The sequence below is a fragment of the Paraburkholderia sp. JPY465 genome, assembly GCF_050436725.1.
Classification (GTDB): Bacteria; Pseudomonadota; Gammaproteobacteria; order Burkholderiales; family Burkholderiaceae; genus Paraburkholderia; species Paraburkholderia youngii.
In genome coordinates this window covers 1,570,474-1,597,035 of record NZ_JBNDMT010000002.1, presented here as the reverse complement: position 1 = coordinate 1,597,035, position 26,562 = coordinate 1,570,474, and the positions used below count along the sequence as shown (strand labels likewise).

The window sequence follows — 26,562 nt, the reverse complement described above, 5'->3', positions numbered from 1 at the left end:
CTTACTGTGCGCCGCCGCCGTTCGAGCCCGACACGAGGCCCGCCTCGCGGACCTTCGCGACAGCGGCGGTGGCCGCGGCACGGTCGGCGAACGGGCCCGCACGCAGCAAGGTCAGCGTCGAACCGTCGGCTTGCTTCCTATGCTCGGTATATGTGGGCACGCCCGCCGCTTTCAACTTCGCGGCCCAATTGCGCGCATTCGCTTCGTTCGAGAACGCGCCGAGCTGCACCGCGAAACGGTTGCCCGGCGGCGAGGCCGGCGTGCCGGAATTCGCGTCGGCGCTGGCGGTGGCTGGGTTCGCGTCGTCGTCGGTCGATGCCGACGGTGCGGCGGCGGGTGCTTTCGTCTGTTTGGCGGGCTTCGGTGTCGCGGCGGTAACGCTGCCGGTTGCGACGGACGAGGTCGTGCCCTGTTTCGCTGCGGTCGATTGAGTCGATTGAGTCGATTGAGTCGATTGAGTCGGTTGCGCTGGTTTCGCGGCGGAGGCCGGGGCCGCCGCCGTAGTCGCGGCGGATGCCGCGGTCGCTGCCGGCGCAAGGCTGGACGCGGCGATGCCGCTGTCGGCGGCCGGCGGATTGTCCGGCGCGACGCCGGCTTGCACGTCTTCGTTGGCGGTGGACCTGGAGAGCCTCGGCGAGGGCCGGCTAGGAATGTCGATTGAGATGTCGTCGGTGACGGGCTTCGGGTGCGAATCCAGCACCATCGGCAGAATGATTACCGCCGCGACGACCAGTGCGATTGCGCCGACGAGCCGGCGGCGCGCGCGCTGCTTTTCCGGCAGCGTGGGGTCGAGCAGCATTGCGTCTGCATCGACGGTGCGCTCGGTGCGGCGGGTACGCCGCTCGACGCGCTCACCCCGGGCGGCCCGATTGGAACTGGTGTTTGCGCCGCGCCTGCTGGGCGCGTCGTCTTTCTTGCCGAACGAGAAAATTCCCATGAATCGCTTGGTTCGAGCCTGGCGCCCGCTCAGTGTTGCTGCGATTTCCGGTAGGCCATCACACCCGCTACCGTATAGAAACTGCCGAAAACCACGATTCTATCATTCTCTGACGCACGTTTTAGCGCGTCCTGGAAAGCCTCTGCCGGCGTCGCGTAACGCGTGACGCTGCTGTCGGCGCTGTCTTCCACGCCCAGCTCGCGCAATGCGGTTTCCAGTTCTAGCGCGGAGGCGGCGCGCGGGGTCGGCAGATCGGTCACGCACCAGTGATCGATCTCCCCTTTCAGATGACTGAGCACGCCGGCGATGTCCTTGTCGCGCATCGCACCGAACACCGCGTACGTGTACGGGAAAAAGCCCATGTTGCCGAGATTCTGCCCGAGCACCGCGGCGGCATGCGGGTTGTGGCCGACGTCGAGCACAATGGACGGCTTGCCCGGCAGCACCTGGAAGCGGCCCGGCAGATCGACGTTGGCGATGCCGAGCCGAATGTCCTGCGCCGACACCGGCAGACGGTCGCGCAACGCTTCGAGCCCGGCCAGCGCCGCCGACGTGTTGATAAGCTGATTCGCACCGCGCAGCGACGGATAGGCGAGCGCCGAGCGGCGCAGCGTCGGACCGACGTAGCTCCACTGCTGGCGCTCACTGCCGGCCTGGCCTTCGTAACGGAAGTCGCGGCCGAACAGCCACAATTGCGCGCCGATCTTTTCCGCGTGATCGATCAGCGATTGCGGCGGCACCGGGTCCGCGCAGATCGCCGGCTTGCCGGGACGGAAGATACCGGCCTTTTCGAAGGCGATTTTCTCGCGTGTATCACCGAGATAGTCGGTGTGATCGATGTCGATGCTCGTGATGATCGCGCAGTCGGTATCGAGGATATTGACCGCGTCGAGACGGCCGCCGAGGCCGACCTCGAAAATCACCGCGTCGAGGCCGCGCGACGCGAACAGGCTCATGATCGCCAGCGTCGTGAATTCGAAGTAGGTCAGCGAGACCGGTTTAGCCAAGCTCTGGCGCGCGGCTTCGACCGCTTCGAAGTGCGGCAGCAGATCTGCGTCGCTCGCCATTGCTCCGTTGATGCGCGCGCGCTCGTTGAACGAAAGCAGATGCGGCGACGTGTGGCAACCGACCGTATAGCCCGCGCGCAGCAGAATCGCTTCGAGAATCGCGCAGGTCGACCCTTTGCCGTTCGTGCCGCCGACTGTAATGATCGGGCACGCGAACGACAGCTGCATCGCATCGCGTACCTGGGAGATGCGGCTCAAACCCATGTCGATGCCGACCGGATGCGCGGATTCAAGGTGCGTGAGCCACGCGTCGAGGGTAGGGAATGTCGTCATCGGGTGAATCTTGAGTGAGTCGCGGTAGTTCGGTTCTGCAGTGCTGCGAAGGTGCGGTCAGGCGGTTGCCGTCCGGATCGCGGGTCGCCGGTCATCGGTGGAGATCGGGTTTGTGCGCATAAACCGCGCCACGGGATCGCAGGCGACCGTAATTATCCCGGAAATGACAGCGCGCCGCTTGATTGCTCGCACGGCGCGCTATTTTTGCTTCGGTACCCGGTTCTTACGCGACCGCGTCCGCCGGCTGATGGCTCAACAGCGCCAGCAGTTGCGCGATCTCTTCGCGCAGCTTGCGACGATCGACGATCATGTCGATCGCGCCCTTTTGCAGCAGGAACTCGGCGCGTTGGAACCCTTCCGGCAGTTTCTCGCGCACCGTCTGCTCAATCACGCGCGGGCCGGCAAAGCCGATCAGCGCCTTGGGCTCGGCGATCACGACGTCCCCGAGGAACGCAAAACTCGCGGACACGCCGCCCATCGTCGGGTCGGTCAGCACCGAGATGAACGGCAGCTTGGCTTCGGCCAGCTTCGTGAGCATCGCGGTGGTCTTCGCCATTTGCATCAGCGACAGCAGGCTTTCCTGCATCCGCGCACCGCCCGAAGCGGTGACGCAGATGAACGGCACTTTCTGTTCGAGCGCGTTCTGCGCGCCGCGCGCGAAACGCTCGCCGACCACCGAGCCCATCGAGCCGCCCATGAACGAGAACTCGAAGTTCGCCACGACGACCGGCAGCGTGTGAATCGCGCCGCCCATCACGACCATTGCATCGGTCTCGTCCGTTTCGTCCATCGCCTCTTTGATGCGCTCGGGGTACTTGCGGCTGTCCTTGAACTTCAGCGCGTCGACCGGAACGATTTCCTGGCCGATTTCGTAGCGGCCTTCCGGATCGAGCAGGCTGTCGAGCCGCTCACGCGCGCCGATGCGCATGTGATGGTCGCACTTCGGGCAAACATGCAGATTGGCCTCGACGTCGTTGCGATACAGCACGGCTTCGCACGACGGGCACTTGATCCACAGGCCTTCCGGAATTCCCTTGCGGTTCTTCGGGTCGGTTTGTTTGATTTTTGGCGGCAGCAGCTTATCGAGCCAGCTCATAGGGAATCCTTCTGGGTCAGCAGTCGCGCAAACGGCGGGACGAGCCCGCCGCTCACGTTACCGCGACAAAAATAACTGTTATCGGGCAGTCGCGACGCTATCGAGCGCCTCGCGCACTTCTGCAACGAAACGCTTGAGCGTCTCGGCAGCTGCGTCAGGGGCTGCCTGTTCGAGCAATTGAACGATACGGCTGCCGATTACGACGGCATCGGCCACCTCGCCCACCGCACGCGCCGTTTGCGCGTCGCGAATGCCGAAACCGACGCCCACTGGCAGGGGGACGCGCGACTTGATGGCCGGGATTTTACTCGCGATGCTGGAAACGTCCAGATTTGCGGCGCCGGTGACCCCTTTCAGCGACACATAGTAGACGTAGCCGCTGGCGATGCGGCCGACTTCGGCGATACGTTCGTCGGTTGAGGTCGGCGCGAGCAAAAAGATCGGATCGATACCGGCGGATTGCATCTGTTCGGCGAAGTTAGCGCATTCTTCAGGCGGATAATCGACCACCAGCACGCCATCGACACCGGCTTCTTTCGCGGCTTTCGCGAAGGCCTCGGCGCCCATCCGCTCGATCGGGTTCGCGTAGCCCATCAGCACAACAGGGGTTTTGTCGTCACTTTCGCGGAAGCGTTTGACGTCGGCCAGCACGTGGCGCAGGGATACACCCTTCGCGAGCGCGCGTTCGGACGACTGCTGGATCACCGGGCCGTCGGCCATCGGGTCGGAAAACGGCACGCCGAGTTCGATCACATCGGCACCGCCGGCGGCGAGCGCGTGCATGAATTCGACCGTGCGAGCCGGGTCCGGATCGCCAGCGGTCATGAACGGGATCAAGCCTTTCTTCCCTTGGGCGGACAGCGCGGCAAACGTGTTCTTGATACGGGACATGGAAGTATTCTCGAATTAGGGCTACCGCGCGCTCATCGCCGCGCGCCTTTAGGCGAAACTAGCGGCGTATCGCGCGCTTTTCACTGCAGTTCGGTCGACGACTGCACTTTCGGCTTCGCTCGAGTCCGACGCGGCGCTGCAGGCGTAGCAGCGGCGCTGACGCGCTCGCGCGCTATCGCGCAATAGCTCTCGTTGATCTCATAGCCGACGAATTCGCGCTGCTGACGGACGCAAGCGACTGCGGTGGTGCCGCTGCCCATGAACGGGTCGAGCACGCGGCCGCCCTTCGGACAACTGGACAACACCATTCGCTCGACGATTTCCAGAGGTTTCTGGGTCGGATGCGCGACGCGCTCCGCATGCTGCCGATGCAGACGCGAGACCGACCAGACATCCTTCGGATTATAGCCAAGCTCCAACCACTTGCTTCCTTCGAACAACTTTCGCGAACGCGCCTTCTTCGTGACTGCATCGTACGGGATGCGGACGGGGTCGAGATCGAAGAAATAGTCCTTCGACACCGCGAAAAAACCGATGTTGTCGTGCACCGACGTAAAGCGGCGCGTGGTGCCGCCCATACTCGGCACACGCCGGTCCCAGATGATTTCGTTGACCATCACGAGTTTCGTCTTCAGGAAACTGAAGATTTCCGGTGCGTATTGCCAAGTGCAGAAAATGTAGAGCGAACCCGACGACTTGAGCTTCGGGACAGCCAGCTCGAGCCAGCCACGCGTCCAGACGAGAAATTCCTCGCCCGTGCGCATGTCCGAGTCGTTGCCATAATCCTTCCCAAGCCCATAAGGCGGATCGCAGACGATCAGGTCGATCGACCCGTCGGGAATGTTCGCTACATCGGTCAGAAAATCGCGGTTCAACAGCTGAATGCCAGCCGGCACTTGCGCAAGCAGCGGTGCAGATGCCGCGGCCGCCGGTACTTCGGCGGCCGGATTCGTGGTTTCAATCGCCGGCTGCGGCTCGTCGAACTCGTCACGCATCGTCGCGGCTCAGAACTGGATACCCGATCGCTCGGCGACCGTGTGCATGTCCTTGTCGCCGCGGCCCGACAGGTTGACCAGCAGAATCTTGTCTTTCGACAAGGTCGGCGCGAGCTTCGTGGCATACGCGAGCGCGTGGCTCGACTCCAGCGCGGGAATAATACCCTCGATGCGGCAGCAGTCGTGGAACGCCTTCAGTGCTTCTTCGTCGGTGATGCCAACATATTGCGCGCGGTTGCTCTCTTTTAGCCACGCGTGCTCGGGGCCGACGCCCGGATAGTCGAGGCCTGCCGATACCGAATGGGTCTCGATGATCTGGCCGTCTTCATCTTGCAGCAGATAGGTACGGTTGCCGTGCAACACTCCGGGGCTGCCGCCGATCAGCGAAGCCGCGTGGCGACCCGTTTCGATGCCGTCGCCGGCCGCTTCGACACCGATCAACTGCACTGATTTGTCGTCGATATATGGGTAAAAGATACCCATTGCATTCGAACCGCCGCCGACACACGCAATGACCGCATCCGGCTGGCGACCGGCGAGTTCGGGCATTTGCACGCGGCATTCGTCGCCGATCACACGCTGGAAATCGCGCACCATCATCGGATACGGATGCGGACCCGCGACCGTGCCGATGATGTAGAACGTGTTTTCGACGTTGGTGACCCAGTCGCGCATCGCTTCGTTCAGCGCGTCCTTCAGCGTGCGCGAACCCGATTCGACCGGCACGACGGTCGCGCCGAGCAGCTTCATGCGGTACACGTTGGCGGCCTGGCGGCGTACGTCCTCGGCGCCCATGTAGACCACGCACTCCATACCGAAGCGCGCGCAGATCGTCGCGGTGGCCACGCCGTGCTGACCGGCACCGGTTTCCGCGATGACGCGCGGTTTGCCCATGCGTTTGGCGAGCAGCGCCTGGCCGATTACGTTGTTGATTTTGTGTGCGCCGGTGTGATTCAGGTCTTCACGCTTCAGATAAACCTGCGCGCCGCCGAGCAATTCGCTCCAGCGCTGTGCGTGATAAATCGGCGACGGGCGACCCACGAAGTACTTCAGTTCGCGCTCGTATTCGGCGACGAATTCCGGGTCTTTCTGATATTTCTCGTACGCTTCGCGCAGCTCGTCGAGTGCGGAAAACAGCGTTTCGGCTACGAACACGCCGCCAAACTGGCCGAAGTGGCCTCTTTCGTCAGGCAAGTTGTACATGGTGATCACTCTTCTCAGAACGGCTCGCGGCTTTCATCGGAAAGCGCCCGCGAGCCTGAATCATTCAGCGTCCGCGGCGCGCACCGCGCGCACGAACGCCGCCATCCGGGCGTGATCTTTCACGCCCCGGGCGCCCGGCACTTCGATGCCGCTCGAGACATCGACCGCGTACGGGCGCACGCGATGGATCGCATCACTGACGTTTTGCGTGTTCAACCCACCACTCAAAACGGCCCGATGCGCGAGCTCTGCTGGAATAAGTGACCAATCGAAAACCTTCCCGCCGCCGCCGTAGCCTTCGACATGAGTGTCGAACAGAAGACCACTGGCTGCTGAATAGTTGAACGCCGATTTTACCAAATCGGCCGATCGAGTATCCGCCGCGACCCGCAGCGCACGCAACCAAGGCAAACCCGCAACGCCGGCGAGCGTCTCGCACTGGTCCGGCGTCTCGTCACCGTGGAACTGCAACATTGTCAGGTTCACATTGCTCGCGACCTCTTGGACCCAGTCCGGCGTTGCGTTGACGAACAGGCCGACGACCGACACGAACGGCGGCACATCGTGCACGAGTTCGACCGCTTGGGCGACGCTCACCGAGCGCGCGCTCGGCGGATAGAACACGAGGCCGATCGCGTCGGCACCGAGGTCGATCGCGTGTGCGATGTCGGCGGGCTTGGACAGTCCGCACAGCTTGATGCGCGTGCGATGCGGCACGCTTTGCAAGGCGGTGGCGTCGGCCTTGTTGGCGTGGGTCTCGGCTGCTTTCATGTTTCGGGTTGCTCGGTCCATACGCTGCTCCACGGCACGCTGCCCGTCGCCGGGTCGGGCACGCCGAATTGCTCAGGATAGCCCACTTGCGCGAGATACAGGCCGTCGGGCATGAAGGTCGGCGCCGCGCAGTCGCGGCTACGGCTCGCAAGCACGTCGGCCATCCACGCGGCCGGGCGGCGGCCGCTGCCGATTTCGATCAGACAGCCCATGACGTTGCGCACCATGTGATGCAGGAACGCGTTCGCGCGAAAGCGGAAATGCACGAAGTTACCCTGTCGTTTGACGTCGATCTGGTACAGATGCTTGAACGGCGTCTTCGACTGACATTGCGACGAACGAAACGCCGAAAAGTCGTGCTCGCCGATCAGGTGCTCGGCGGCCGAGCGCATCGCGTCGACGTCGAGTGGCGTGTGCACCCAGCCGGCGCGCGTCGTGAGCATTGGCGAGCGAACCGGACTGACGTACAGCACGTAGTAATAGGTCCGCTCGAATGCCGAAAATCGCGCATGAAAATCGTCGGGCATCGGCTTGGCCCATTGCACGCCGATCGTCTTCGGCAGAAATGCGTTCGGGCCGCGCACCCAGGAGATGTCGACGCGATCGAGTTCGGTGTCGAAATGTACGACCTGGCCCAAGCCATGCACGCCGCGGTCGGTGCGGCCGGCGACCACCGTGTGCACGGGCGTGCGCGTGAATTCGCGCAGCGCCCGTTCGAGCTCGTCCTGAACCGTGTTGCCATGCGGCTGCGATTGCCATCCAGCGAACGCCGCGCCGTCGTACTGCACGCCTAATGCGATGCGCTTCACGACAGCGGTGCGAGTGTCGAAAGCAACGCGCGAGCTTCGGTGCGCGTGGCCGGATCGTTCGCTTCGATCACTTCGTTGATCAGCGCGCGGGCGCCCCCCAGATCGCCGAGCTCGATGTACTCGGAGGCCAACTCCAGCTTGTTGCGCGCGATGCGGGCGAGATCGGCCGGCGTGAAGGCCGGCAGCGGCTGGGCCGGGCTCGGCGGCAACTCGAGGTCGAAGTCGAGCTTCAGCGCGCCGAAGCCGGCTGCGCCGAGACCCGCAACGGCGCCGTGACCCGCCGTGCCGGCGGCGATCTGGTCGGCGACGTGCGGCGTGTCGTCGTCAGCGCCGTGGACGCCGAAGGCCTGCTGCGCGGTCGTGTCGGGCGATGCGACCGGTTGCGTCGACAGCGACGTGGACGGCGCTGCTTCGCCGACGGTGGGCACTTCGATGCGGGGCGGCAGCGGCATGTTCAGGCTGCCGAATGCGTCGACGGCGTCGCGCGGGAAGTCGGTCGGCGCGGACGCCGCGGGTTGCACCGGCACGGGGATGTCGCTGAACGGCTGACCGAGCGACGTGGTGGCGCGCGGTTCAGTCTGGTGTTGCGTGAAATCGATCACTGGGGGCGGAACGTTCAAAGGGGACTGCGGTTCGGCCGTCACGGTGTGCGGTGCGGTCGGGCTTTCTGTGGATTCCTCGTCCCATTGCACGTGATGCGCGTTCTCGTCCTGCGTCGCGCCGATGGTCGGTTCGAGCGGTCCTAGCGGCAACGCGTCGGCGCCGAGTTCTGCCGCGGCGGCCAGATTGGCGGCTGTGCCCGCGGAGCGCAGCGTCTCGTCGGGGGCGGGTGCGTCCGATGGTGGTTCGGTTGACGGCTCGCTTCCGCTGGATAGCGTGCCTGCTTGCTGTGCCGCCTGTTCCTCTGCGGCGCGCTCGGATGCGATGCGTTCTGCCGCTGTGCGTTCCGCTTCTGCATGTTCGGCGGCGACGCGTGCTGCTGCTTGTTCGGCTGCTGCTTGTTCGGCTGCTGCTTGTTCCGCTGCTGCTTGTTCCGCTGCTGCTTGTTCCGCTGCTGCCTGTTCGGCTGCTGCGCGTTCCGCTGCCACCCGTTCCGCCTCGGCATGTTCCTCGGCTGCTGCTCGCTCTGCTGCTGCTCGCTCCTGTTCGACCTGTTCGGCTGCGGCTCTTTCGGCGGCGGCTTGCTCGGCTGCTGCACGTTCTGCCGCCGCACTTTCTTCCGCTTCCCGTTCGGCTGCCTCACGCTCCGCAGCTGCATGCTCCGCCGCTGCCGCCGCAGCAGCTTGCCGTGCAAGCTCCTGATCTTGCGCGTCCGATGCTTCCGCGACCGCTGTCTGCCCTGCCACCGCGCTGCCATCGCGCGAATCGCCGTCACGCGCCGATCCCGCCACCGTGGCATCAGTCGCCTCGGGAGCCCGCGCCGCAGCCTCCTTTTCGCGCTTGCGGCGCCCCATGCGCAGAGCAGCGAGCAGAACGACCAATGCCGCGCCCACCGCCGCCGCGATGCTCAAATTGCGCTGAGACAGGCCGCCCTCATTCGACGGCGACGTCGCCGCATTCGCGTGCTGCGGCGCCACGGGTACTGTCGCCGCCGAACCTGCCCCTGCCGGCTGCGCAGCGCTCGTCGGCTTCGGGCTCGAAGCGACGGGCGCCCCGCCGATACCGTGCTTCTGCAATTCCATTAGCACACGGTTTTTCAGCGCCAGCAGTTGCTGCAGACTCGACACTTTCTGACGGGGCTGCGAAGCCGCCTGCGCGGCTGCGGCCGCAGGTGCCGCCGCGGGTGCCGCCGCGGTTGCCGCCGACGGCGCTTGTCCAGCAGGCGCGCTCGCCGCCGGTTGAATCGATCCGGTCCATTCCTGCGTGCCACTCGCCGCCGCAGGCGCCGAACCGGCCACTGGCGCGGACGAAGCCAAGCCGCCCGCCGCCGCGCCAGTCGATACCGCCGCGCTGGCCGCGCCAGAGACCTCGGATGCGGCTGGCGTCGTCGCTTGAACTGCGGCGCGGGTTGCACTCGCCATGCTGGCCGCAGCCTCGGCCGGCGCCGCCGTCGACGCGGAAGCGGGCGCAGCCGCTGTCGACTCCGACGCCCCCGCTGCAGCCCCAGTCGACGAAGCCGCCAAGGCCCCCGACGCATCGAGCGCCGGCACGATCAACACCGCGCCCACACGCATGCGGCTCGGATCGTGATTCATGAACGCAGCCGGATTCGTGTCGAAAAGTGCGCGCGTCGCGCGCGCGAGAACCGCGCGGTCATGCGACTGCGTAATAGCGATCGCGACATCGTTGAGCGACTGCCCCGCATGTACCGTGTACTGCGCGCCCGCGGCGACGGCAACGACAGCGGTAGTGGAACTGCCTGCGGAAGCGGTGTCCGGCGCGCTCGTGGCACGAGCCGGCGCGGCAAGCGCATTGCCCCCGGCACCGCCGAGCAACGCAATGGCGAAAGCGGCAGCAGCGGCCATCGCCGCCGGACGGCCGCTGAATCGCACCTTCTTGTGACGAATAAACATGGCCCGAAGAGCGGAGCGTCGAAAGTTCATCGGGACTCCTGGCGCGTCAGCGCGCAGCCTTTTTTGCGAGTGGAAAGACAAGATGATCGGAGCACAGAATGAAAAAAGCGCCGCGCAAGCGCGACGCTTCTTGAGTTGTCTACGCGTCGTGAGCGCGTAGTTTACTTTACTTGTCGAGCACAATGCGAAGCATACGACGCAACGGTTCAGCCGCGCCCCACAGCAGCTGATCGCCGACGGTGAAGGCCGACAGATATTCGCCACCCATCGCGAGCTTGCGCACGCGGCCGACCGGCACCGTTAGCGTACCGGTGACGACCGCCGGGGACAGATCGCGCATCGACGCTTCGCGCTCGTTCGGCACGACCTTGACCCAGTCGTTGGCCGACGCGAGGATGCCGTTCACTTCGTCGAGCGGCACGTCCTTGTTCAGCTTGATCGTCAGCGCTTGCGAGTGGCAACGCATTGCGCCGATCCGCACGCACAGACCGTCGACCGGAATCGAGCCCGGCGTGCCCATGGCCGGCTTGCCGAGAATCTTGTTGGTTTCCGCGCCGCCCTTCCACTCTTCCTTCGACATGCCGTTACCGAGATCCTTGTCGATCCACGGAATCAGCGAGCCCGCGAGCGGCACGCCGAAATGGTCGGTCGGCATGCTGTCGCTGTTCATCGCTTCGAGCACGCGGCGGTCGATGTCGAGAATCGCCGAAGCCGGGTCAGCCAGTTCGTTCTTCACCGCGCCGTTCAGCGTGCCCATTTGCGACAGCAGTTCGCGCATGTTCTGCGCGCCCGCGCCCGAGGCGGCCTGGTAAGTCATGGCCGTCATCCAGTCGACGAGGTTTTCGCGGAACAAGCCGCCCAGCGCCATCAGCATCAGGCTGACCGTGCAGTTGCCGCCGATGAAGTTCTTCTGACCTTTGACGAGCGCGTTCTTGATCACGTCGAGATTGACCGGATCGAGAATGATGACCGCATCGTCCTTCATGCGCAGCGACGAAGCCGCGTCGATCCAGTAGCCGTTCCAGCCCGCCGCGCGCAGCTTCGGGAACACTTCGTTCGTGTAATCACCACCCTGGCAGGAGATGATCGCGTCGCACTTCTTCAGGTCTTCGATGCTTGTCGCATCTTTGAGCTTGGTCTCGTTTTTGGCGAACGACGGCGCGTTGCCGCCCGCGTTGCTGGTGCTGAAAAACACCGGTTCGATCAAGTCGAAATCGCCTTCCTGCTGCATGCGTTGCATCAGGACGCTGCCGACCATGCCGCGCCAACCTACGAGACCTACGTTCATGACTTCATACCCTTCGAATGGAAACTTCCCCGCATCTTTGCCCGCAGTGACCGCGCGGGGAAGATGGGCGGGCACGACGGACGATCAGCGCTTCGTGATCGTTTTCGGGGTAATGGTTTTGATGGTAATGGCGAACTCGATTGCACGGGCCGTTGCGCCGTGCAATTTTGAAATCGAGGAGATTTGGGAGATCTGAGCCATCGCAACAATATACACGAAAACAGAAAACTGGCGGCGTTCTTCGCCGTATGACGCGCGAATCGGCCTGTTTCATGGCCGATTCGCGCTTTAATGGTCAGTATTGGTGACCTGACTATTGCGCGCGTTTTACAGCGCGGCCACGACGGCATCGCCCATCGCGGCGGTGCCGACCTGCTTGCAACCCGGCGTGAGAATGTCGCCAGTGCGATAGCCTTGTTCGAGCACTTTCTTCACCGCGGTTTCGATGCGATCGGCCTGCTCGGCCTTGTTCAGCGAATAGCGCAACATCATCGCGGCGGACAGGATCGTAGCGAGCGGATTCGCAATGCCCTTGCCGGCGATGTCCGGTGCGGAACCGTGCGACGGCTCGTACAAGCCCTTGTTGTTCTTGTCGAGGGACGCCGACGGCAGCATGCCGATCGAGCCGGTGAGCATCGCCGCCTCATCGGACAGGATGTCGCCGAACATGTTGCCGGTCACGATCACGTCGAACGACTTCGGCGCCTTCACGAGCTGCATCGCGGCATTGTCGACGTACATGTGCGACAGCTCGACGTCCGCGTATTCCTTCGACACGTCGATCATCACGTCCTTCCAGAACTGCGACGTTTCGAGCACGTTGGCTTTGTCGACCGAGGTCAGCTTCTTGCCGCGCTTTTGCGCCGCCTGGAACGCGACGTGCGCGATGCGGCGCACTTCCGGTTCCGAATAGCGCATCGTGTCGAAGCCTTCCTTCGCGCCGGCGAACAGGCCGTCCGGCGACGTACGCACGCCGCGCGGCGCGCCGAAGTAGATGTCGCCGTTCAGTTCGCGCACGATCAGGATGTCGAGACCAGAAACGATCTCTTCCTTCAGCGACGAAGCACCCGTCAGTTGCGGGTAGCAGATCGCCGGACGGAAGTTCGCGAACAGTTCCAGGTGCTTGCGCAGACCGAGGATCGCCTGCTCGGGGCGCAGCGCGCGTTCGAGCTTGTCGTATTTCCAGTCGCCGACCGCGCCGAACAGGATCGCGTCGGCTTCCTTCGCCAGTGCGAGCGTCGAATCGGGCAGCGGATGGCCCTTCGCTTCGTAGCCCGCGCCGCCGACCGGCGCTTCTTCGAGTTCGAACGTCTCGCCGAGCACGTTCAGGACCTTGACGGCCTCCTTGACGATTTCGGGACCGATGCCGTCGCCCGGCAATACTGCGATCTTCATGCGAATTCCTTGATGATTTTTTCGGGTGTTTCTCGCGCAAACCGACGCGGGCGCGGACTAGCCGCGCCTACGCTCTCACGGGTTCGCTTAACGGACGAGGCGATTGTTCAGCCACGGTTGCTTCGCGAGACGCTCCGCTTCGAACTGGCGGATCTTGTCCGCGTGACGCAGCGTGAGGCCGATGTCGTCAAAACCGTTCAGCAGGCAGTACTTGCGGAACGCCGCGACTTCGAACGGATATTCGGTGCCGCCGTCGGCCGTACGCACGACTTGCGCTTCGAGGTCGATCGTCAGCTCGAAGCCGTTGAACGCATACGTCTCGTTGAACAGATGATCAACCTGCTGTTCGGTCAGCACGATCGGCAGCACGCCGTTCTTGAAACAATTGTTGTAGAAGATGTCAGCGAAGCTCGGCGCGATCAGCGCGCGAAAGCCGTACTGCTGCAACGCCCAGGGCGCGTGTTCGCGCGAGCTTCCGCAGCCGAAATTCTTGCGCGTGAGCAGCACCGAGGCGCCCTGGTAACGCGGCTGGTTCAGCACGAAGTCCGGGTTCAGCGGACGCTTCGAGTTGTCCTGACCCGGTTCGCCGTGGTCGAGGTAGCGCCATTCGTCGAACGCGTTCGGACCGAAGCCCGTGCGCTTGATCGACTTCAGGAACTGCTTCGGAATGATCGCGTCCGTGTCGACGTTCTCGCGATCGAGCGGCGCCACGACGCCGGTGTGTACGATGAATTTATCCATGACGCTTGCGCCTGTTCAGGAACGGGCGATGCGACCAACGGTTGGAACCCGCCGCGCCGCATCGCCGGCAAAAATCAAAAACCGCTTATTTCTCAGCGTGATTGCTGATCGAATTGCCGAGGTGCGACATGTCCTGGCCGAATCCGTGCACCGTGTTGCATCCGGCCAGGCCGAGCAGAAGCCCGGCGAGCGTGCCGAGTGCGAAGCGGCGCAATAGAGTGATGCGATTCATGTTCTTCATCATGCGATTCATCCAAGCTTGCGAATGTCGACGAAATGCCCTTCGATGGCTGCAGCCGCGGCCATTGCGGGGCTCACCAGGTGCGTGCGGCCACCAGCGCCCTGACGACCTTCGAAGTTCCGGTTCGACGTGGACGCGCAACGCTCGCCCGGCTCGAGCCGGTCGGCGTTCATTGCCAGACACATCGAGCAGCCCGGCTCACGCCATTCGAACCCGGCGTCGGTAAAGACCTTGTCGAGGCCTTCACGCTCCGCCTGCGCCTTCACCAGACCCGAACCCGGCACGACCATCGCCAGACGGATGTTCGGCGCGACGCGGCGGCCGAGCTTCTTCACGACGTAAGCCGCGGCGCGAATGTCTTCGATGCGCGCGTTGGTGCACGACCCGATGAAGATTTTATCCGGCTTGATGGACTCGATCGGCGCGTTCGGCTCGAGCGCCATGTACTTGAGCGCGCGCTCCATCGCGTCGCGCTTGACCGGGTCTTTCTCGCGCTCAGGATCCGGCACGCGGCCGTCGACCGGCGTGACCATTTCCGGCGACGTGCCCCAGGTGACCTGCGGCACGATCTCCGCGGCGTTCAACTCGACCACGTGATCGAAATGCGCGCCCTCGTCCGACTTGAACTGCTTCCAGTACTCGACCGCGTGATCCCACTCGGCGCCCTGCGGCGAGAACGGACGGCCTTTCAGGTATTCGACCGTGGTGTCGTCGACGGCGACCATGCCGGCGCGCGCGCCCGCTTCGATCGCCATGTTGCAGACCGTCATGCGGCCTTCCATGGTCAGCGAACGGATCGTCGAGCCGCCGAATTCCATCGCGTAACCGGTGCCGCCCGCGGTGCCGATCTTGCCGATGATCGCGAGCACGATGTCCTTCGCGGTACAGCCGCGCGGCAGTTGGCCCTCGACCTTCACGAGCATGTTCTTGCTCTTCTTCTGCAGCAGCGTTTGGGTGGCCAGCACGTGCTCGACTTCCGAGGTGCCGATGCCGTGCGCGAGCGCGCCGAACGCGCCGTGCGTGGACGTGTGCGAGTCGCCGCAGACGATCGTCATACCCGGCAGCGTAGCGCCCTGTTCCGGCCCGATGATGTGGACGATGCCCTGACGCTGATCGTTCATCTTGAACTGCGTGATGCCGAAGGCGTCGCAGTTCGTGTCGAGCGTGTCGACCTGCAGCTTCGAGACCGGATCGGCGATGCCGTGGCTGCGGTCCGTAGTCGGCACGTTGTGGTCGGACACGGCCAGGTTCGCGCTGATGCGCCACACCGGACGATGAGCCATTTTCAGGCCTTCGAACGCCTGCGGGCTGGTCACTTCATGCAGCAGGTGACGGTCGATGTAGAGAATCGCGGTGCCGTCGTCTTCCGTGTGGACCACGTGCGTGTTCCACAACTTGTCGTAGAGAGTCTGTGCCATGGTATGCGGGGTAGTAATGACTGCGGGCTGACTGTGTCGGTCGATTATGCCACGCGACGCCCCGCGATGGGCTGCTTAAACAGCGAAAAAACCGATAAAAAACATGGAGTTGGCTGGTAGTGCCAATACCTGTATCGGTGTTACCCGGCAAGCATCGGCGAGCGGCGGCGCCAATGCGCCGCATGCACGGCCCGCGGCGCCGCAATCGGCATAGGGGGCAGCCATCGGGCTGCGCCCCTGCCACACCACCCGGCATGCGGGTCCGCACCGGGCGGTTCGGGAAGTTGAGGTCATGAGAGACGGGGCAAACCCAGCCGGTCGAACCACGCCACCGTGAACAGTCTGCTTAGCAGCCTGCCGCTGTTGCGCCACCAGCGACGGCCGTTGGCCGCCACCCGTCGCGCCACATCAACGGCGGCGCCCATCGCGCGCAGTTCGCGGTACATCGTCGTACCGCGCTTCCACTGCTTGAGCTGGATTGCGCGCAGTCGGTGACGCAACCACTTGTCCAGCTCACGCCAGACCTTCGGTGTCTGCGCCAGACGGAAGTACGCCTTCCAGCCCAGCAGGTACGCGCGTACCTGTCGCACCACTTCCCGCAGGCTGCGCCCGCATGAACGAGCGGTCAGTTCCCGGATGCGTTGCCGAAACGTCGCCAGCGGTTTGTCCGCCACGCGGCGCTTGACCTCGCGTCCGGGTGCCACCCAGAAGCTGTAGCCCAGGAACTTGCGTCCAAACACGCTGGCCACTGCGCTTTTGGTCTCGTTGACCTTCAAACGCAGTCGCCCGTACAGCCGCCGCAGCAACGCCATCACCCGTTCGCCCGCGCGCCGACTGCGAACGTACACGTTCGCGTCGTCGGCATAGCGCGCGAAGCAGTGACCGCGCCGCTCCAGTTCCTTGTCCACCTCGTCGAGCAACACGTTGGCCAGCAACGGCGATAGCGGCCCGCCCTGCGGCGTGCCCTGTTCGCGCTGCTGAACCACACCGCCATCCATGATGCCGCTCGTCAGATACGCCCGGATCAGCCGGATCACCCCGGCGTCCCCAATACGTTTCTGTAGACGGTCGATCAGGATGTCGTGGTTGACCCGGTCGAAGAACTTCTCCAGATCAACGTCCACCACGATTCGCCGGCCCGACTGCACGTACGACTGCGCGGCAAGCACCGCATCGTGCGCACGCCGTCCGGGCCGGAAACCATAGCTGTGCGCGCTGAAGGTGGGGTCCAGAACCGGTTGCAGCACCTGCAGCAGCGCCTGCTGGATCAGCCGGTCCGTCACCGTCGGGATGCCAAGCTCGCGCTCGCTTCCGTCCGGTTTCGGGATCGTCACCCGCCGTACCGGGCTGGGCCGGTACGTCCCCTTCAGCAACTGTTCACGGATCGCCGGCCACGCCGTCACCAGATGGCGCGACGTCTGGTCAATGTCCAGACCGTCCACGCCAGCGGCTCCCTTGTTGGCCCGTACCCGTTTGAATGCCTGCTTCAGGTTCTCTCTCGTCAGCGCCGCCATCAGCAGCGCTGACCCTGTGTCCCCGGATTCATGGCGCGGGCAACAGGCTTCGTCGCTCACGGGCATAGACGCAGCTTCACCGCGTGTGCCTCCCGCTCGCCCCGCTTGCACGGGCTTCTGACGCAGTACCTGTCGCATCGACATGACGCTGGACACTCCTTCCCGTTTGGCCCTTCGTCACCAGCTTCGGACTCATCGACCTGTCCTGTGACTACTACGGCCTCTGCTGACTCCTCGCTCCGGCTCGACGCCGTCACCCTTTCAGGCATGAGGCGAGGCCTCCCCAGGTAAGAACGCACTCCTTCATCGCACAACCGCCGCATCTACGCCACTTCACCTTGGTCACGAGAGCTTCGCGGTTTTTCGCCCGCTCGCCCTGCTCGGCAGCGCCTTCTATACGGTTCTTGTTCATCGGCTCGCGATTTACGCTCCACGCTTCCTCCCCACATCCGGTCGCCCTCGTGCAGTTGCGCTTCACTTCATTCGCTGTGACCAGCTTATGGCGGGACTTACACCCGCAGGAATGCGCCCATGCTGGGCGCACGAAACAGAAACGCCCCAACGGCAGACCCGTTGAGGCGTTTTATTTACTCCCATTTCGCGCCTGTGCGCGACACGAATGCCGTGGCCAGGCGCGCGTATCGCGGTTGATCAGCGCTTAGCGCTGTGCGATCGGCTTCGCTTGACGCAGCGTCTCGCCGACGAACAGCTGACGCGGACGACCAATCTTCTGCTCAGGATCAGCGATCATTTCGTTCCACTGCGCGATCCAGCCGACCGTGCGTGCCATCGCGAAGATACACGTGAACATCGACGTCGGAATGCCCAGCGCGCGCTGCACGATACCCGAGTAGAAGTCGACGTTCGGGTACAGCTTGCGCGACACGAAGTATTCGTCTTCGAGCGCGATCTTTTCGAGTTCCATCGCGAGCTTGAACAGCGGGTCGTCGTGCAGGCCCAGCTCTTCGAGCACTTCGTGGCAGGTTTCGCGCATCAGCTTCGCGCGCGGATCATAGTTCTTGTACACACGGTGGCCGAAGCCCATCAGCTTCACGCCCGAGTTCTTGTCCTTCACCTGCTTGATGAACTCGGGAATGTTGTCGACCGAGCCGATTTCTTCCAGCATGTTCAGCGCGGCTTCGTTCGCGCCGCCGTGCGCCGGGCCCCACAGACACGCGATACCGGCCGCGATACATGCGAACGGATTCGCACCCGACGAACCGGCGAGACGCACGGTCGACGTCGACGCGTTCTGCTCATGGTCCGCGTGCAGGATCAGGATACGGTCGAGCGCGCGCACCAGCACGTCGTTGACCACGTACTCTTCGCACGGGTTCGAGAACATCATGCGCATGAAGTTTGCGCTGTACGACAGGTCGTTCTTCGGATACACGAACGGCTGGCCGATGCTGTACTTGTACGCCATCGCGACCAGCGTGGGGAGCTTCGCGATCATGCGGATTGCCGACACTTCGCGGTGACGCGGGTTATTGATGTCGAGCGAGTCGTGATAGAACGCCGACAGCGCGCCGACCGCGGCAACCAGAATCGCCATCGGGTGCGCGTCGCGACGGAAGCCGCGGAAGAAGAACTGCATCTGCTCGTGCACCATCGTGTGCTTGGTGACGGTGCCGACGAATTCGGCCTTCTGCTTTTCGTTCGGCAGCTCGCCGTTCAGCAGCAGGTAGCAGGTTTCCAGGAAGTCGGCGTTCTGCGCGAGGTTGTCGATCGCGTAGCCGCGGTAGAGCAGTTCGCCCTTGTCGCCGTCGATGTAGGTGATCGCCGAATTGCACGCCGCCGTCGACATGAAGCCCGGGTCGTACGTGAATTTGCCGGTCTGGCCGTACAGTTTGCGAATGTCGATTACATCGGGGCCAATCGTGCCCTTGTAAATCGGCATTTCAACGCTCGGCGAATTGTCGCTGAACGATAGCGTGGCTTTAACATCTGACGGGGTCATAGCACATCCTCAATCGAAGTATGGATACAGGGTTTCGATAATTGCACGCCTGGAACAACGGACTGGCGGCGCTCAAGCATTGCGCAGCAACTCCAGAACCCGGACCACGTCCGGGTCGGCTAGATCGCCTTCTGGTTCCTTGCGTGCGAGCAGCAAGTCCATCAGGTCGTTATCGCTCAGCTCGAGCAGGCGCGTGAGTGCGCCAACGTCGGCATCGCTGAGGTCATGCTCATATCGGCTGAAAAAACGCTCGAAAATCAGGTCGTTTTCCAGCAGGCCCCGCCGTGCGCGCCAGCGAAGACGCGCGCGGCGGAGAGGGTCGGACTGATGCGATGTATCGGTCATGTCGGTACACCCCGCGCCGCGCCCAAGCGCACTGACTGCCCTCTCGGGGCAGCACGCGCCAGGGAGCGCGGGGCTCATTGATACTAGACAGCGCGGCGAACCATCAATTCCTTGATCTTGCCGATTGCCTTCGTCGGGTTCAGGCCCTTCGGGCAAACGTCGACGCAGTTCATGATCGTGTGGCAACGGAACAGACGATACGGGTCTTCCAGGTTGTCGAGGCGCTCGCCGGTTGCCTGGTCGCGGCTATCCGCGATGAAGCGGTAGGCTTGCAGCAGACCGGCCGGGCCGACGAACTTGTCCGGATTCCACCAGAAGCTCGGGCACGACGTCGAACAGCTCGCGCACAGGATACATTCGTACAGGCCGTCGAGCTCGTCGCGTTCTTCCGGCGACTGCAGACGTTCCTTTTCCGGCGGCGGCGTATCGTTGATCAGGTACGGCTTGATCGAGTGATACTGGTTGAAGAACTGCGTGAAGTCGCAGATCAGGTCACGCACGACGGGCAGGCCCGGCAGCGGACGCAGCACGATCTTCTGCGGCAGGTCGTTCAGGTTCGTCAGGCACGCGAGGCCGTTCTTGCCGTTGATGTTCATTGCGTCCGAACCGCACACGCCTTCGCGGCACGAGCGACGGAACGACAGGGTTTCGTCGAGCGCCTTCAGCTTGACGAGCGCGTCGAGCAGCATGCGTTCGTGCGAGTCGATTTCGATCTCGTACGTTTGCATGCGCGGAGCGGCGTCCTTGTCCGGATCGTAGCGGTAAATTTCAAATGTACGCTTGGCCATTTCTCTGAATTCCTTTGACTTGTGCCTTAGAAGGTACGCGCTTTCGGCGGAACCGATTCGACGGTCAGCGGTTGCATGTGAACCGGCTTGTAGTCGAGGCGATCGCCTTCGCTGAACCACAACGTATGGCGCAGCCAGTTTTCGTCGTCGCGATGTTCGAAGTCGTTTTGCGCGTGCGCGCCACGGCTTTCCTTGCGCGCTTCGGCGGAGACCATCGTGGCGCGTGCCACTTCGATCAGGTTCGCCACTTCCAGCGCTTCGACGCGGGCCGTGTTGAAGACCTTCGACTTGTCCTTCAGATGGATGTTGTCGACGCGCGCCGCCACTTCGCGGATGGCTTCGACCCCTTCGGCCAGCAGCGCCGAGGTACGAAACACGCCAGCGTGCTTCTGCATCGTGCCGCGGATGTCGTTCGCGACCGACTGTGCGTACTCGCCCGACGACGAGCTATCGAGCTTCGCCAGACGCGACAGCGCGAAGTCGGCTGCGTCTGCCGGCAGCGGCTTGTGTTCCTTCAGTTCCTTCACGTGCTTGACGATGTGGTTGCCGGCAGCACGGCCGAACACCACGAGGTCGAGCAGCGAGTTCGTGCCGAGACGGTTCGCACCGTGCACCGACACGCACGAGCATTCGCCCACTGCGTAGAAACCGTTGACGACTTCTTCGTGGCCGTTCGGCGTACCGACGACCTGACCGTTGATGTTCGTCGGGATACCGCCCATCTGGTAGTGGATGGTCGGCACGACCGGGATCGGCTCCTTGATGCAGTCGACGTTCGCGAACTTCAGCGCGATTTCGCGGATCGACGGCAGACGCTTCATGATGGTCTCGGCGCCGATGTGCGACAGGTCGAGCAGCACGTGATCCTTGTTCGGACCCACGCCGCGGCCTTCCTTGATTTCCTGGTCCATCGAACGCGAAACGAAGTCGCGCGGCGCCAGATCCTTCAGCGTCGGTGCGTAGCGTTCCATGAAACGCTCGCCGTTCGAGTTACGCAGAATACCGCCTTCGCCGCGCACACCTTCGGTAATCAGCACGCCCGCGCCGGCCACGCCGGTCGGGTGGAATTGCCAGAATTCCATGTCCTGCAGCGCGATGCCCGAACGGGCCGCCATGCCGAGGCCGTCACCGGTGTTGATGAACGCGTTGGTCGATGCCGCGAAGATCCGGCCTGCGCCGCCCGTGGCGAACAGCGTGGTCTTGCCTTCGAGGATGTAGACGTCGCCGGTTTCCATTTCCAGCGCGGTCACGCCGAGCACGTCGCCGTCGGCGTCGCGGATCAGGTCCAGCGCCATCCACTCGACGAAGAATTGCGTCTTGGCAGCAACGTTCTGCTGATACAGCGTGTGCAGCAGCGCGTGACCGGTACGGTCAGCCGCCGCGCAGGCGCGTTGCACCGGCTTTTCGCCGTAGTTCGCGGTGTGGCCGCCGAACGGGCGCTGATAGATCGTGCCGTCGGCGTTACGGTCGAACGGCATGCCGAAGTGTTCGAGTTCGTAGACGGCGTTCGGTGCTTCACGGCACATGAACTCGATCGCGTCCTGGTCGCCGAGCCAGTCGGAGCCCTTGATCGTGTCGTAGAAGTGGTAGTGCCAGTTGTCTTCGCTCATGTTGCCGAGCGAAGCGCCGATGCCGCCCTGGGCAGCGACCGTGTGCGAACGCGTCGGAAACACTTTGGACAGCACGCAGACCGATAGACCGGCGCGTGCCAGTTGCAGCGACGCGCGCATCCCCGAGCCGCCCGCGCCGACGATAACCACGTCAAACTTGCGACGCGGCAGAGAATTCTTGATTGCAACCATGCTTTTATACTCTCCAGAGAATCTGCGCAGCGTAGCCCGCACATGCGAGCAGCCAGAGGATCGTCAGCGCCTGCAGGACGAGACGCGTGCCAACGGGCTTCACGTAATCCATCCAGATGTCGCGCACACCCACCCACGCGTGGTAGAACAGCGAGAGAAGCGTGACGAACGTGGCGAGCTTCATCCACTGCGTCGCGAAGATCGACGCCCAGCCGTCGTACGAAAAGTCGCGCGCGAGGAAGAACCACGCGAGCAGAATCACCGTGTACACCGCCATCACGACGGCGGTGACACGTTGCGCGAGCCAGTCGCGCAGGCCGTAATGCGCGCCGACGACGAGACGCTTCGAACCGATTCGGTTATTGGCTGCCATTTTTTAGAATGCTCCGAACAGTTTTGCCGCGAATGCGATGGTGAGCAGCGACGACACGACAAACACGACGATAGAAGTCGACTTGCCCTTTTCCTTCGACACGGCATCGTGATTCGTATCCATCAGGAGGTGACGGATGCCGGCGCAGAAATGGAACAGGAAAGCCCACGCGAGAACCAGCGTGATCAGCTTGACGAGGATGTTGGAGAGGAAGCCCTTGAAGACTTCGAAGCTCAGTTCGGAAGTCAGGCTCTGATCGAAGAGGAACAGCAGGAACGGAAGGAAAAGAAACAACAAGGCACCGCTCACGCGATGCAGAATCGACACGCGCCCCGCCAGCGGGAGACGGTATGCCGTCAATATTTGCCCAATACCGATGTTCCGGAATTCCGGCCTCGGTTTCTTTACCGCTTCTGCCATGCTAGACCCCTACTATGTAGTCACACTAATCCGCAATTTTAGCGCCTTTTTATAACGCGCTGCAGCGAAAACCACCCTAGGTCCTTTGCTGCGCGCGCAATGAAAGCGCCTTCCGATCGGCACGCGTGTGGGACGCCGCGCCTCGTTTCAGCCCGATTCAGCTCAGATCGTTCTGATAGTAATACCCGGTTGTGACATACCAACCTCGCCGGACTTCAACCGGCCGATCCCCATAGGTATAGGACACGCGCTCGACCGAGAGCAACGGAAAACCCGCCGGCACATGCAGCAGGTCCGCCACGGAAGGCTCCGCCGCGACCGCGCGGATTTTTTCCGTGGCGCGAATCATGCGTGTGCCGAATTCGGTCTCGAACATCGCGTAGAGGGGACCTTTGTATTCCGAAAGCCGCTCGAGCGTGAGCCCGCGGAACACGGCGCCTGGTAGCCAGATCTCGTCGAGCACGGTGACTTCGCCGTCGAACTGCAGCAAACGCTTGATCAACACGACCGGATCGGCCGGCTTCAGATCGAGTTGTCGGGCGATTTCCGCCGATGCGCGCAGCCGCCGGCATTCGAGCAGACGACTGACGTGCGGATGCTCGGCGCCGTCGTCGGCGAGCAATCTCAGGAAACGGAACTGCGCGCGTTCTTCGTTGTGCGTCGCAACGAAGGTGCCCTTGCCCTGACGGCGCACCAGCAGGTTGTCGGCGGCGAGTTCGTCGATCGCCTTGCGCACCGTACCCTGACTCACCTTGAAACGCGCGGCCAGTTCGACTTCACTAGGAATGATCTCGCCCGGCTTCCATTCGCCGCTTTCGAGGCTCTGCGTAATCAAACCCTTGATCTGCTGATACAAAGGGCTGAATGTAGGCGACGCAGCAGCGGAAACAGCGGATACACCTTCGCCCGCGGCCCCCTGGCCATTCGGGTTCACAGGATTCGCCGGGTTCGAATTCATGCGCGCATTTCATCATAAAGCGCCGGGGCACGTCTAGGGTTTTCCCTTCGATAGATGTGTCTTATATAAGACATAAGATACTGTTGACTTTGTCGGTTTCGACTCCTACACTCCTTGTCGAGCAAGGGTTTGCGGGATTTTGCGGCAGCTGTTTGATGCAGTGCCGCGACGCTCCGGCCGCCACTCTGCACCATGCCGTCCCCTACGCAGTCCAGGTTTCGATTCGCCGCCATCCGTTGCATTCGCGTGCTGTATCCGTGTTGCAGCCGCTGGCCCGACACTCGCCGAAACGCGCTGTTTGCAGGAGCCCGCACCGTGCAATCGCGGCCCGGCCCGGCGTCAGCCCTGGACCATCCCGTCCCGCTCGGTAGTACGGATTTCCGGCACGGCGGTCTTGCCGCAACGCGCCGCCCGGTCTCGGCACATTCCGAGCCCGCACGCGAACAGTGAATTCCGCCGTGTTTCATAACGCTTCGCTGAACGCGCATATAGAATGGCGTTTTCCCTAGCGTCTAACGCATCGTCCTGGAGATTTCTCAATGGCTAAGCCCGCAAAGCGCGTTGCCGTCACCGGCGCCGCAGGTCAAATCGCTTACTCCCTGCTGTTCCGCATCGCCAATGGCGACCTGCTCGGCAAGGACCAGCCGGTGATCCTGCAACTGCTCGATCTGCCGCAAGCGCAAGCCGCCGTCAAAGGCGTCGTGATGGAACTGGATGATTGCGCATTCCCGCTGCTGTCGGGCGTCGTGATCACGGACGACCCGAAGGTCGCGTTCAAGGACGCCGACATTGCACTGCTCGTCGGCGCGCGTCCGCGTTCGAAGGGCATGGAGCGTAAGGATCTGCTGTCGGCCAACGCCGAAATCTTCACGGTTCAGGGCAAGGCGCTGAACGAAGTTGCCAGCCGCGACGTGAAGGTTCTGGTGGTCGGCAACCCGGCCAACACGAACGCGTACATCGCAATGAAGTCGGCGCCGGATCTGCCGAAGAAGAACTTCACCGCGATGCTGCGTCTGGACCACAACCGCGCGCTGTCGCAACTGGCGGCCAAGTCGGGCAAGCCGGTCGCGTCGATCGAAAAGCTCGCAGTGTGGGGCAACCACTCGCCGACCATGTACCCGGACTTCCGCGTCGCAACGGCTGAAGGTCAAGACCTGACCAAGCTGATCAACGACGAAGAATGGAACCGCAACACGTTCATCCCGACTGTCGGCAAGCGCGGCGCGGCGATCATCGAAGCGCGCGGCCTGTCGTCGGCGGCATCGGCGGCCAACGCTGCGATCGACCACGTGCGTGACTGGGTGCTCGGCACCAACGGCAAGTGGGTCACGATGGGCATCCCGTCGGACGGCTCGTACGGCATCCCCGAAGACATCATCTACGGCGTGCCCGTGACCTGCGAAAACGGCGAGTACAAGCGCGTCGAAGGTCTGGCAATCGACGCGTTCTCGCGCGAAAAGATGGACGCCACGCTGCAGGAACTGCTGGAAGAGCGCGACGGCGTTCAGCACCTGCTCGGCTAAGCATCTGATCTGATGCCGATGAACCGGAACTCCGAAGCGTCAGCGCGGCGGGTTCCGGTTTTTTTCGTGCGAATGGCGCTGCGATCGTCGCCATTCGTCTCTGATTCGAACGTGCTTTGCCGTCGCCCGACTATGCTCGCGCAGAGCGCGCCCGAATCCGACATTCCCAATCCTCACCACGCCCCACACGCCGAAGATGCGCGTTCTCACACCCGCCGAAGTGCTGTTTGAGGGCGAAGCGCCGCCCGCTGTGCTGCCTGCCTGCGACCACTACGCGGGAAGCGAAAAGCTGATGCTGAAGTCGCTCGCGTTACAGCAGCAACTCGGCCCGGTGTTCGATATCACGCTCGATTGCGAAGACGGCGCACAGGTCGGCCGCGAGGCCGAGCACGCGGAACTGGTCGCATCGCTGCTGGGCAGCGAGCACGACCGCTTCGGCCGCGTCGGCGTGCGCATCCACGACTTCGCTCACGCGCACTGGCGCGACGACGTGCGCCTGATTCTGCGCGCCGCAAAGCGTGCACCCGCTTACATCACGCTACCGAAAATCCGCAACGTCCACGATGCCGCCGAAATGCTCGCGTTCATCGAGGCGACGCGGCGCGAGCTCGGCATCGCGCAGCCGGTGCCGGTGCAGTTGCTGGTCGAAACCCACGGCGCGCTCACGCGCGTGTTCGAACTGGCCGCGCTGCCGGGCGTCGAGGCGCTGAGCTTCGGCCTGATGGACTTCGTCTCCGCGCACGACGGCGCGATCCCCGATACCGCGATGCGCTCGCCGGGCCAATTCGATCATCCGCTCGTGCGGCGCGCGAAGCTCGAGATTTCGGCGGCCTGCCATGCGTATGGCAAGGTGCCGTCGCACAACGTCAGCACCGAAGTGCGCGACATGAGCGTGGTCGCGAACGACGCGCAGCGCGCCCGCAATGAATTCGGCTACACGCGCATGTGGAGCATTCATCCGGCGCAGATCGAGTCGATCGTCGCCGCGTTCGCGCCGCGCGACGAAGAGATCACGACCGCCACCGAAATCCTGCTGGCTGCGCAGTCCGCGCATTGGGGCCCGACACGTCACGGTGATACGCTGCACGACCGCGCGAGCTACCGCTATTACTGGTCGGTGCTGCGCCGCGCGCAGAGCACCGGCCGCGCTGTTCCGCAAGAAGCGGCGCCGCTCTTTGCGCGAGTGGGCGCTAACGGACAGTCAGTGGTATAAGCGACGCGTTTTTCAAACGGCAGCAGCG

26 protein-coding genes are annotated in these 26,562 nt (G+C 63.3%); 3 read left to right on the top strand and 23 right to left on the bottom strand.

Going from position 1 to position 26,562, the window contains the following annotated elements; genetic code table 11:
- Position 1 precedes the first annotated feature (1 nt).
- The 10 genes from QFZ94_RS09420 to asd form a co-directional block, all read right to left on the bottom strand.
- Positions 2-937, bottom strand: a complete 936-nt coding sequence (locus tag QFZ94_RS09420) for an SPOR domain-containing protein (protein ID WP_429456431.1) — start codon at positions 935-937, stop codon at positions 2-4.
- A gap of 29 nt (positions 938-966) precedes the next feature.
- A complete protein-coding gene (folC, locus tag QFZ94_RS09415) occupies positions 967-2,277 on the bottom strand; it encodes a bifunctional tetrahydrofolate synthase/dihydrofolate synthase (RefSeq protein ID WP_368584165.1) in 1,311 nt (436 codons plus the stop codon).
- 223 nt (positions 2,278-2,500) lie between these two features.
- Entirely contained in the window at positions 2,501-3,373 is an 873-nt protein-coding gene (gene accD, locus QFZ94_RS09410; protein ID WP_176378872.1) for an acetyl-CoA carboxylase, carboxyltransferase subunit beta, read from the bottom strand.
- 78 nt (positions 3,374-3,451) lie between these two features.
- The gene (gene trpA / locus QFZ94_RS09405; RefSeq protein WP_429456428.1) at positions 3,452-4,264 is read right to left on the bottom strand and encodes a tryptophan synthase subunit alpha; all 813 of its coding nucleotides are present in this window, start codon (positions 4,262-4,264) and stop codon (positions 3,452-3,454) included.
- An 80-nt stretch (positions 4,265-4,344) separates the two neighbouring features.
- Positions 4,345-5,259, bottom strand: a complete 915-nt coding sequence (locus QFZ94_RS09400) for a DNA-methyltransferase (protein WP_429456426.1) — start codon at positions 5,257-5,259, stop codon at positions 4,345-4,347.
- Positions 5,260-5,268: 9 nt separating this feature from the next.
- The gene (trpB, locus tag QFZ94_RS09395) at positions 5,269-6,462 is read right to left on the bottom strand and encodes a tryptophan synthase subunit beta (protein ID WP_013092943.1); all 1,194 of its coding nucleotides are present in this window, start codon (positions 6,460-6,462) and stop codon (positions 5,269-5,271) included.
- A 60-nt stretch (positions 6,463-6,522) separates the two neighbouring features.
- Positions 6,523-7,233: a phosphoribosylanthranilate isomerase gene (locus tag QFZ94_RS09390; RefSeq protein ID WP_368584168.1), complete on the bottom strand. Its 711-nt coding sequence runs from the start codon at positions 7,231-7,233 to the stop codon at positions 6,523-6,525.
- Positions 7,230-8,042 carry a tRNA pseudouridine(38-40) synthase TruA gene (truA, locus tag QFZ94_RS09385; protein ID WP_176123359.1) on the bottom strand — a complete coding sequence of 271 codons (813 nt, stop codon included), beginning with the start codon at positions 8,040-8,042 and terminating at the stop codon, positions 7,230-7,232. The genes QFZ94_RS09390 and truA overlap by 4 nt, the downstream gene beginning before the upstream one ends.
- Positions 8,039-10,585 (bottom strand): FimV/HubP family polar landmark protein, encoded by a 2,547-nt coding sequence (locus QFZ94_RS09380; RefSeq protein ID WP_429456423.1) that lies wholly within the window; start codon positions 10,583-10,585, stop codon positions 8,039-8,041. The genes truA and QFZ94_RS09380 overlap by 4 nt, the downstream gene beginning before the upstream one ends.
- A gap of 136 nt (positions 10,586-10,721) precedes the next feature.
- Positions 10,722-11,843, bottom strand: coding sequence for an aspartate-semialdehyde dehydrogenase (gene asd, locus QFZ94_RS09375; RefSeq protein ID WP_368584170.1), 1,122 nt, complete (start codon positions 11,841-11,843; stop codon positions 10,722-10,724).
- Here asd and QFZ94_RS09370 point away from each other — a divergent pair.
- Positions 11,842-12,039, top strand: coding sequence for a hypothetical protein (locus QFZ94_RS09370; RefSeq protein ID WP_368584171.1), 198 nt, complete (start codon positions 11,842-11,844; stop codon positions 12,037-12,039). The genes asd and QFZ94_RS09370 overlap by 2 nt on opposite strands.
- Before the next feature lie 131 nt (positions 12,040-12,170).
- Here QFZ94_RS09370 and leuB read toward each other — a convergent pair whose 3' ends face one another.
- The 13 genes from leuB to QFZ94_RS09305 all read right to left on the bottom strand — a co-directional run bounded on the left by leuB (position 12,171) and on the right by QFZ94_RS09305 (position 23,798).
- Positions 12,171-13,238 (bottom strand): 3-isopropylmalate dehydrogenase, encoded by a 1,068-nt coding sequence (gene leuB, locus QFZ94_RS09365; protein WP_429456421.1) that lies wholly within the window; start codon positions 13,236-13,238, stop codon positions 12,171-12,173.
- A gap of 87 nt (positions 13,239-13,325) precedes the next feature.
- On the bottom strand, positions 13,326-13,979 hold the full coding sequence (gene leuD / locus QFZ94_RS09360) for a 3-isopropylmalate dehydratase small subunit (protein WP_410848772.1): 654 nt from the start codon (positions 13,977-13,979) through the stop codon (positions 13,326-13,328).
- A gap of 85 nt (positions 13,980-14,064) precedes the next feature.
- A complete protein-coding gene (locus QFZ94_RS09355; protein WP_013092936.1) occupies positions 14,065-14,223 on the bottom strand; it encodes an entericidin A/B family lipoprotein in 159 nt (52 codons plus the stop codon).
- A 5-nt stretch (positions 14,224-14,228) separates the two neighbouring features.
- Positions 14,229-15,638, bottom strand: a complete 1,410-nt coding sequence (gene leuC, locus QFZ94_RS09350; protein ID WP_368584174.1) for a 3-isopropylmalate dehydratase large subunit — start codon at positions 15,636-15,638, stop codon at positions 14,229-14,231.
- 290 nt (positions 15,639-15,928) lie between these two features.
- A complete protein-coding gene (ltrA, locus tag QFZ94_RS09345) occupies positions 15,929-17,296 on the bottom strand; it encodes a group II intron reverse transcriptase/maturase (protein WP_429456418.1) in 1,368 nt (455 codons plus the stop codon).
- 109 nt (positions 17,297-17,405) lie between these two features.
- The gene (locus QFZ94_RS09340) at positions 17,406-17,564 is read right to left on the bottom strand and encodes a hypothetical protein (RefSeq protein ID WP_429456375.1); all 159 of its coding nucleotides are present in this window, start codon (positions 17,562-17,564) and stop codon (positions 17,406-17,408) included.
- Positions 17,565-17,810: 246 nt separating this feature from the next.
- Complete coding sequence (gene gltA / locus QFZ94_RS09335) at positions 17,811-19,112, bottom strand: citrate synthase (RefSeq protein ID WP_368584175.1); 1,302 nt, start codon at positions 19,110-19,112, stop codon at positions 17,811-17,813.
- Positions 19,113-19,184: 72 nt separating this feature from the next.
- Positions 19,185-19,457, bottom strand: a complete 273-nt coding sequence (locus QFZ94_RS09330) for a succinate dehydrogenase assembly factor 2 (protein ID WP_008924386.1) — start codon at positions 19,455-19,457, stop codon at positions 19,185-19,187.
- An 83-nt stretch (positions 19,458-19,540) separates the two neighbouring features.
- The gene (locus tag QFZ94_RS09325) at positions 19,541-20,245 is read right to left on the bottom strand and encodes a succinate dehydrogenase iron-sulfur subunit (protein ID WP_008924387.1); all 705 of its coding nucleotides are present in this window, start codon (positions 20,243-20,245) and stop codon (positions 19,541-19,543) included.
- 26 nt (positions 20,246-20,271) lie between these two features.
- Positions 20,272-22,047, bottom strand: a complete 1,776-nt coding sequence (gene sdhA, locus QFZ94_RS09320) for a succinate dehydrogenase flavoprotein subunit (protein ID WP_429456416.1) — start codon at positions 22,045-22,047, stop codon at positions 20,272-20,274.
- A 4-nt stretch (positions 22,048-22,051) separates the two neighbouring features.
- The gene (sdhD, locus tag QFZ94_RS09315; RefSeq protein WP_013092932.1) at positions 22,052-22,420 is read right to left on the bottom strand and encodes a succinate dehydrogenase, hydrophobic membrane anchor protein; all 369 of its coding nucleotides are present in this window, start codon (positions 22,418-22,420) and stop codon (positions 22,052-22,054) included.
- Between the two features lie 3 nt (positions 22,421-22,423).
- Positions 22,424-22,840 carry a succinate dehydrogenase, cytochrome b556 subunit gene (gene sdhC, locus QFZ94_RS09310; RefSeq protein WP_368584177.1) on the bottom strand — a complete coding sequence of 139 codons (417 nt, stop codon included), beginning with the start codon at positions 22,838-22,840 and terminating at the stop codon, positions 22,424-22,426.
- Positions 22,841-22,997: 157 nt separating this feature from the next.
- Entirely contained in the window at positions 22,998-23,798 is an 801-nt protein-coding gene (locus QFZ94_RS09305; RefSeq protein ID WP_013092930.1) for a GntR family transcriptional regulator, read from the bottom strand.
- Between the two features lie 539 nt (positions 23,799-24,337).
- On the opposite strand from QFZ94_RS09305, the gene QFZ94_RS09300 reads away from it, so the two are divergent.
- Entirely contained in the window at positions 24,338-25,321 is a 984-nt protein-coding gene (locus tag QFZ94_RS09300; RefSeq protein ID WP_013092929.1) for a malate dehydrogenase, read from the top strand.
- A 196-nt stretch (positions 25,322-25,517) separates the two neighbouring features.
- The gene (locus QFZ94_RS09295; protein WP_368584179.1) at positions 25,518-26,534 is read left to right on the top strand and encodes an HpcH/HpaI aldolase/citrate lyase family protein; all 1,017 of its coding nucleotides are present in this window, start codon (positions 25,518-25,520) and stop codon (positions 26,532-26,534) included.
- The last annotated feature ends 28 nt before the right edge of the window (positions 26,535-26,562 follow it).

What these genes read in the sequence shown, in the direction of transcription:
- sdhC (WP_368584177.1), bottom strand. Translation starts at nt 22,840, where the DNA reads ATGGCAGAAGCGGTAAAGAAACCGAGGCCGGAATTCCGGAACATCGGT.
- gltA (WP_368584175.1), bottom strand. Translation starts at nt 19,112, where the DNA reads ATGACCCCGTCAGATGTTAAAGCCACGCTATCGTTCAGCGACAATTCG.
- asd (WP_368584170.1), bottom strand. Translation starts at nt 11,843, where the DNA reads ATGAACGTAGGTCTCGTAGGTTGGCGCGGCATGGTCGGCAGCGTCCTG.
- QFZ94_RS09300 (WP_013092929.1), top strand. Translation starts at nt 24,338, where the DNA reads ATGGCTAAGCCCGCAAAGCGCGTTGCCGTCACCGGCGCCGCAGGTCAA.
- leuC (WP_368584174.1), bottom strand. Translation starts at nt 15,638, where the DNA reads ATGGCACAGACTCTCTACGACAAGTTGTGGAACACGCACGTGGTCCAC.
- accD (WP_176378872.1), bottom strand. Translation starts at nt 3,373, where the DNA reads ATGAGCTGGCTCGATAAGCTGCTGCCGCCAAAAATCAAACAAACCGAC.
- leuD (WP_410848772.1), bottom strand. Translation starts at nt 13,979, where the DNA reads ATGGATAAATTCATCGTACACACCGGCGTCGTGGCGCCGCTCGATCGC.
- QFZ94_RS09355 (WP_013092936.1), bottom strand. Translation starts at nt 14,223, where the DNA reads ATGATGAAGAACATGAATCGCATCACTCTATTGCGCCGCTTCGCACTC.
- trpB (WP_013092943.1), bottom strand. Translation starts at nt 6,462, where the DNA reads ATGTACAACTTGCCTGACGAAAGAGGCCACTTCGGCCAGTTTGGCGGC.
- QFZ94_RS09390 (WP_368584168.1), bottom strand. Translation starts at nt 7,233, where the DNA reads ATGAAAGCAGCCGAGACCCACGCCAACAAGGCCGACGCCACCGCCTTG.
- QFZ94_RS09380 (WP_429456423.1), bottom strand. Translation starts at nt 10,585, where the DNA reads ATGAACTTTCGACGCTCCGCTCTTCGGGCCATGTTTATTCGTCACAAG.
- QFZ94_RS09295 (WP_368584179.1), top strand. Translation starts at nt 25,518, where the DNA reads ATGCGCGTTCTCACACCCGCCGAAGTGCTGTTTGAGGGCGAAGCGCCG.
- QFZ94_RS09305 (WP_013092930.1), bottom strand. Translation starts at nt 23,798, where the DNA reads ATGAATTCGAACCCGGCGAATCCTGTGAACCCGAATGGCCAGGGGGCC.
- ltrA (WP_429456418.1), bottom strand. Translation starts at nt 17,296, where the DNA reads ATGTCGATGCGACAGGTACTGCGTCAGAAGCCCGTGCAAGCGGGGCGA.
- QFZ94_RS09340 (WP_429456375.1), bottom strand. Translation starts at nt 17,564, where the DNA reads ATGAACAAGAACCGTATAGAAGGCGCTGCCGAGCAGGGCGAGCGGGCG.
- QFZ94_RS09370 (WP_368584171.1), top strand. Translation starts at nt 11,842, where the DNA reads ATGACTTCATACCCTTCGAATGGAAACTTCCCCGCATCTTTGCCCGCA.
- sdhA (WP_429456416.1), bottom strand. Translation starts at nt 22,047, where the DNA reads ATGGTTGCAATCAAGAATTCTCTGCCGCGTCGCAAGTTTGACGTGGTT.
- sdhD (WP_013092932.1), bottom strand. Translation starts at nt 22,420, where the DNA reads ATGGCAGCCAATAACCGAATCGGTTCGAAGCGTCTCGTCGTCGGCGCG.
- QFZ94_RS09420 (WP_429456431.1), bottom strand. Translation starts at nt 937, where the DNA reads ATGGGAATTTTCTCGTTCGGCAAGAAAGACGACGCGCCCAGCAGGCGC.
- QFZ94_RS09400 (WP_429456426.1), bottom strand. Translation starts at nt 5,259, where the DNA reads ATGCGTGACGAGTTCGACGAGCCGCAGCCGGCGATTGAAACCACGAAT.
- trpA (WP_429456428.1), bottom strand. Translation starts at nt 4,264, where the DNA reads ATGTCCCGTATCAAGAACACGTTTGCCGCGCTGTCCGCCCAAGGGAAG.
- leuB (WP_429456421.1), bottom strand. Translation starts at nt 13,238, where the DNA reads ATGAAGATCGCAGTATTGCCGGGCGACGGCATCGGTCCCGAAATCGTC.
- QFZ94_RS09325 (WP_008924387.1), bottom strand. Translation starts at nt 20,245, where the DNA reads ATGGCCAAGCGTACATTTGAAATTTACCGCTACGATCCGGACAAGGAC.
- QFZ94_RS09330 (WP_008924386.1), bottom strand. Translation starts at nt 19,457, where the DNA reads ATGACCGATACATCGCATCAGTCCGACCCTCTCCGCCGCGCGCGTCTT.
- folC (WP_368584165.1), bottom strand. Translation starts at nt 2,277, where the DNA reads ATGACGACATTCCCTACCCTCGACGCGTGGCTCACGCACCTTGAATCC.